This window comes from Nostoc sp. UHCC 0251, from assembly GCF_034932245.1.
Classification (GTDB): domain Bacteria; phylum Cyanobacteriota; class Cyanobacteriia; order Cyanobacteriales; family Nostocaceae; genus Nostoc.
Window position 1 is genome coordinate 1 of the sequence record NZ_JAYGHD010000247.1, and the last position, 2,292, is coordinate 2,292.

At 44.7% G+C, this 2,292-nt stretch carries 1 protein-coding gene; it reads right to left on the reverse strand.

The window, feature by feature from the left end; genetic code table 11:
• Window positions 1–136: 136 nt before the first annotated feature.
• Window positions 137–2,263 carry an AAA family ATPase gene (locus tag VB740_RS17910; RefSeq protein ID WP_323201307.1) on the reverse strand — a complete coding sequence of 709 codons (2,127 nt, stop codon included), beginning with the start codon at window positions 2,261–2,263 and terminating at the stop codon, window positions 137–139.
• Window positions 2,264–2,292 lie beyond the last annotated feature (29 nt).

A 2,292-nucleotide genomic window follows, 5' to 3' on the forward strand; every position in this document is an offset into this window, starting at 1 on the left:
AATCGGTTGCGATTTAATCGTTAATCCCACAGCACAAGAAGTTTCTTAGAAGAAATACGGGTTTAGCTACTTCTTGTCTCACTCTTGATTGAGAGCAACAACTGCAAGCCGGGTGAAATTGTTAAGTTGAACATTTCTAAATTGCAATCGTCGGGTGCAAAAAAGCGCTTTCCAACCGCTGCTGTAATCGCGTATATCGCAGTTGGTCGTCACTAGAACGCAAAGCCTTGGATATCGCTTTCTTGGAACCAACGACAATCACTAACTGCTTGGCACAAGTTAATGCTGTGTACAACTGTTGACGAGACAACATCATATAAGGCTGCGTATAAATTGGCAGAATTACTACCGGAAATTCTGAACCCTGGCTTTGATGAATGGTGAAGCTCCAGGCGAGGGCAATTTGATTTAAGTCTGCTCCCGTCCTAACGACAGTACGCTTACTATACTGCACAGTAACTTCCATCTCTTCAAGATCAATGGCCTTGATAATTCCGAAGTCGCCATTAAAAATTTCGTGATTATAATCATTAGTCAGTTGAATGATCCGATCGCCTTCTCGTAATAAATTCCCGTCCCTGGTAATCTCTACTTTGTCGGGACTAGGCGGATTAATCAACTGCTGCAATAAGGTATTGAGGTTACGAGTCCCAAGCAAACCCCGCGACATGGGGCAAAGCACTTGCACATCAGTAGCTCGATTGTAACCCAGGCGGGGAATCAAGTCTGTAATGATTTCGGATATTGCTTTAACACCATGTTTGGGGTGATGACCGCCGCCGTGCCACAGACACTCAGACACGGGATTATCGGAAATCGGTTCAATTGTGGGAAACTGGCTTCGGTTAATTTGGTGAGCAGCGGTGATAATTGCGCTCTGTTGGGCTTGCCTAAATACCTTGGTCAACCGCACCACCGGAACGTGACCAGAATTAATCAAGTCAGCAAGGATTTGACCAGGACCCACAGAGGGTAACTGGTCAATGTCACCCACTAGCAGTAGTTGGGAACCGTATTGTATCGCCTTTACCAAAGAAGATGCCAGAAACAAATCAAGCATACTAGCTTCTAGCGCGACAATTGCGGTATGGGGTAAAGGGTTTTGATTATCGCGTAAGAAGCCCATTGTCTTTGGGTCAAATTCCAACAAGCAGTGTATCGTCTTGGCTTCGAGTTGTGTGATTTCACTCAGGCGTTGAGCAGCGTGTCCAGTTGGCGCAGCTAAGGCGATAGATTTGCCCATTGCTTTCCACAGAGAGACTATGGTCTGGGTGGTGAAAGTTTTACCGCAACCGGGGCCACCAGTAAGAATCATTACCCTTGAATATGCAGCCATTTCTACCGCTAGCCGTTGCTGTGGTGAAAGTTTGATTTTATGACTCTTGGTGAAGCGCTCAATCCAGGCGCGAACACGAGGCATATCTTGTGCAACTGGTTGGCAAAATCTAGATTGTATTAATTGAGCAAGGTTATGTTCGGTGTGAAAGTACGTTGGTAGATAACATAGCAGCGTTTGGTCTGAGCTTTTCTCGCGGATTAAGTCATCCTTTCGTGCCATGTCTTTGATAATATCAGCGAGGGCATCTTCTTCGGGTGTGTGATCTACTGTAGTCAGCAGTTTGATCACATTCTCAATGAGTAAAGTCTGGGGTAAATAGCAATGCCCATCGGCAGCAGCTTCGTTCAAAACATGAATTAAACCAGCACGGTAACGGAACTGACTATCAGGCGCAACTCCTAAATTAAAGGCAATTTTATCAGTTCTCAGAAAACCAATACCGTAGATGTCAGCAGCTAACTGGTAGGGATTGCTGGTGAGAGTAGCGAGTGCTTCATCCAAGTAATGCCTGTAAATTTTGACTGCATAAGTAGTAGAAACGCCATGACTGTGGAGAAATAGCATTAAATAGATGTAAGAGATGTAAGAAAATAAAATAAAAATAAGTTGATAGCTAAATAAAGATGTTTTGAATTGAAGGAGAGACTTGATATTTGGGTTATGCCATCGGCGACGGCGACCCGGACGCGAACAATCCCACAAACTATCGAGTTTGCCCCAGTACCAGCGATGAATTGTGTCGCGTACAGTCTGTGGATGCCATTTTAAGTATTGTGCGATATTTAGCACTGTCCATCCAGCGGCTGATAAGCGTAGTACAGTGGCACGACTTTGAGTTCTTGGTGGTATACCTTTTGCTTGAGTGAGTGCTAGTAGGGCTTGATCTTCTATTGGTGACAGGTCAACTTTTAAAGGCGCTGGCATCTTGGTCAGGGGTAAAAATATTTACGACT